The sequence below is a fragment of the Mesorhizobium sp. M7A.F.Ca.CA.001.10.2.1 genome (assembly GCF_003998575.1).
GTDB lineage: Bacteria > Pseudomonadota > Alphaproteobacteria > Rhizobiales > Rhizobiaceae > Mesorhizobium.
The window spans coordinates 1-3,472 of record NZ_RZQY01000648.1; the positions used below are offsets into that span (position 1 = coordinate 1).

The window sequence follows — 3,472 nt, forward strand, 5'->3', positions numbered from 1 at the left end:
GCCCAGCCGGCCCGGCACCGATGACCACGATATTGTAGGGATCGTCCGGCTGCGGGTTCTTCCAGTGCGGCGGATGGGCGCCCTTGATCAGCTCAATGTCGTTGTGATCGACAGGAAAGGCGGTAGCCCTGGTCCGGTCACGCGACATCGCCGCCACCCGACGCCGGGCTTGCTGGCTGAGACAGCCAGCCGCCATTGAACCCGGCCTTGCGCAGGCCGTTGCGGATGTGTTGATTTGACCGCATCAGTCTCCAGATCAACCCTGACCGATGGTTCTCGATCATCATCACCACGATGCCTTGATCCAGCCCATAGTGGCCTTCCGACACCCAGCCGTGCCTCCCGAACTTACGCCGGTTCGCCAATGTCGGGTTGAAACCGCTCGGCAGTCGGAAATTACCGATCACCTCGGGGTAGCGATCACCGAGATGGCGCAACGCCGCCAAGCAGATCTCCGGGGCGAAAGGCAGTGATGCCGGATAGGACCAAGGCGCGATCGTCCCGTCATCGGGCCCGAACGGCGCGCCGCGCGCGGCATAGCCGGAAAACCGCCGGCGCTGTCGCTCCACGCTGGTGCGAAAACCGCCTGGCCCGTCGCCCGCCGAAAGACCCCAAAGGTTCTCGTCGTAGCCGCCATAGCCGTAAGGGTTGTGGCGTGCATAGTCGCGGTGCAGATAGGTCGAGCGGCGGCTGTTTTCGAAATAGTCCGAGTTCTTCTCGCGCATGAAGGCGTCGCGGATGCCGGCGAAATCGATCCAGGCATGCGAGAACTGGTGCATGAACAGCGGACCGCCATACAGCACGTCGTAGCCGTAGATGTTTTCCCACTGATAGGTCGCCGTCCAGCCCTCGTAGCTGTTGTCCGAGGTCGGGCTGTCGGGCGAAGCCATCGACAGGATGTAGAGGATCGTGGCTTCGTTGTAGCCCTCCCAGCCATAGTGGAGAAAGCCGCTCTTCGGCTTCCAGCCTTGTCGCAAGGTCGGGCTTGAGCCTTGTGCCCACCGCCAGTCGACGCGCCGGTAGAGCGCCTCGGCCAGTTGGCGGATTTCGGCTTCCTCGTCATCGTCACCGGAGAAATAGGCGCCCGCCACCAGCATGCCCGATATCAGCAATGCCGTATCCACCATCGACAGTTCGCAGCGCCAGACGCGCAGGCCGGTCCGCATATCGAGGAAATGGTAGTAGAAACCCTTGTGGCCGGTGACGTCGTCGCTATGGCCTTGCGGGCTGGCCGAGAAGAAGCGCAGCGCGGCCAGCGTCAGCTTCGCGGCGGCATCGCGCGCCATCCAGCCGCGCTCGACGCCGATCGGATAACTGGACAGCGCGAAGCCGACGACAGCGATGCTGGCCGGCGAATTCGGCCGCGACGTGTCGGCGACCAATCCGTTTTCGGGGTTCACGTTCTCGAGGAAATAGTCGAAGGCGGCGCGCTGATAGCGGTCCAGAAGCTCGTCGTCGGACAGCGCGGCAGGCTCGGCTCTAAGCAAAGGAAACAAGCTCCCGCCGGATGGTTGCAGCGTCCGTCAACCGCCAACCAGTTGCCCCGCATCGGCAGATCATCACGCATGCTGAACTGTCATGCCGCGTCATAGCTTTCCCGTATAGCTTTGTTGCGTCAACGTCGATTCGACGCCTGGGACTATACGCCCCTACGCTCCCGTTCGTTGCGTCGTCACGCGGAATTGAAACGCGTCCTGCCTCAGTAGGTGGCGCGGCCGCCGGAAACGTCGAACACGGCGGCGGTCGTGAACGAACACTCTTCCGAGGCAATCCAGCAGATCAGCGCCGCCACCTCTTCGACCTCGCCGAAGCGCGCCATCGGTATCTTGGACAGCATGAAGTCGATGTGCTCCTGGCTCATCTGCTTGAAGATAGCGGTGCGCACGGCCGCCGGTGTGACGCAATTGACCGTCACCTTGGTCTTGGCCAGTTCCTTGCCGAGCGACTTGGTCAGGCCGATCACCGCGGCCTTCGAGGTGCTGTAGGCCGAAGCGTTGGGATTGCCTTCCTTGCCGGCGATCGAGGCGATGTTGACGATGCGGCCATAGTTGCGCTCGAGCATGTGCGGCACGAGCGCCTTGTTGCAGTAGAAGACGCCGTTGATGTTGATGTCGATGACCTTCTGCCAATCCTCGGTCGAATAGTTCCAGGTCGTCATGTTCGGCCCGGTGATCGCCGCACTGGTGACCAGGATGTCGACACCGCCAAGCGCTTCGATCGCCGACTGCTTGGCGCGTTCCACGCCGGCCGCATCGGCGACGTCGATGGCAACACCGTGGAGGCCGGGAAGGGTGGCTTTGGCCTGTTCGATCTGAGCCGGATCGCGATCCCAGACTGAAACCCGTCCGCCCTCTTCGACAATCCTCTGAGCCACTGCCAGACCGATGCCTGAAGCGCCGCCGGTGATCACCGCCGCTCGACCGCTGAACCGCCCTGTAAAATTCATCGGCATCCTATTTTCCCGATCATCCCAACCCGATGGACGATGACGGCACGCGACCGCCATACCATCGACTGCGACTGTGCGGTCCCCATCAGGCGAGTTCAAGCCGGCATGCGAGGCCGATCGTCTGGGCCAATCCCGTTACCCGGGATTTCCCTCGAGCTCTCTGCCCAGCGCCTTCACCATCGCCACCAGCGCCGGTCCGATCTCGGCATGCGCGCGCTCTTCCGTGATGATCTCGCCGATGCCGCCGCAGGTGATGGCAACCAGCGGCGAGCCGTCACTCGGACGGAACGGCACGCCGACCGCATGAATATAGCTGTGCCAGGCGCCGAACGACGTCACATAGCCCTTGTCTGCATACTGGGCGATCGCATCGTCGATCGCCGCCCCGATCATCGCCGCCCTGTCCGGCTCGGCCTCCTGCAAAGCCTCCACAAGGCGAGCGCGCTCCTCAGGTGAAAGGGCCGCCGCATAGGCCAGCCCCATCGATGTCTTCCAGATCGGCAGGTAGGAGCCTGGATTGAGGCGCAGCGTGACAAGGCTCTCCGACCGGCAATTGGCCAGATAGACCATGTTGAGGCTGTCGCGCGTGCCGAGCGCCACCGCCGCACCGGTCAGGTCGGCCAGCGGCTGCATCAGCGGCCGGGCGACGTGAACGACGGCGCTGGAACTGAGCGCCGAATAGCCCAGCGCCACGGTGGCGGGTCCCAGGCTGTAGCGGCCAAGGTCCTTGTCGTAGAGGAGATAGCCGAGCGCGCTTAGCGTATAGGTGATGCGTGAAACCGTGGCCTTGGGCAGGCCGGTGCGGGCAATGATGTCCTGGTTGCCGAGTGAGGCATCGCCCGGGCGGAAGGCGCGCAGGATGCCGAGCCCGCGCACCAGCGACGACGAAAGCTGCGCGCCTTCGCCTTCAAGCTCCGTCTCGTCCCTGGTGGCTCGCCTGCGCACGCTGAGGTCTTTCTGGCGTCGTCGTCCGCCTGTCGGGCCAGCGTCGCCGGCGTTGTCTAAAAAATGAAATTAAATTCC

3 protein-coding genes are annotated in these 3,472 nt (G+C 63.5%); all 3 read right to left on the minus strand.

Annotated features, from left to right (window positions below):
* Positions 1 to 137: 137 nt before the first annotated feature.
* Positions 138 to 1,487 (minus strand): glucoamylase family protein, encoded by a 1,350-nt coding sequence (locus EN964_RS29155; RefSeq protein ID WP_127266934.1) that lies wholly within the window; start codon positions 1,485 to 1,487, stop codon positions 138 to 140.
* 212 nt (positions 1,488 to 1,699) lie between these two features.
* Positions 1,700 to 2,452: an SDR family NAD(P)-dependent oxidoreductase gene (locus EN964_RS29160; protein ID WP_127266933.1), complete on the minus strand. Its 753-nt coding sequence runs from the start codon at positions 2,450 to 2,452 to the stop codon at positions 1,700 to 1,702.
* A gap of 132 nt (positions 2,453 to 2,584) precedes the next feature.
* Positions 2,585 to 3,394, minus strand: a complete 810-nt coding sequence (locus tag EN964_RS29165) for an IclR family transcriptional regulator (RefSeq protein WP_127277051.1) — start codon at positions 3,392 to 3,394, stop codon at positions 2,585 to 2,587.
* Positions 3,395 to 3,472 lie beyond the last annotated feature (78 nt).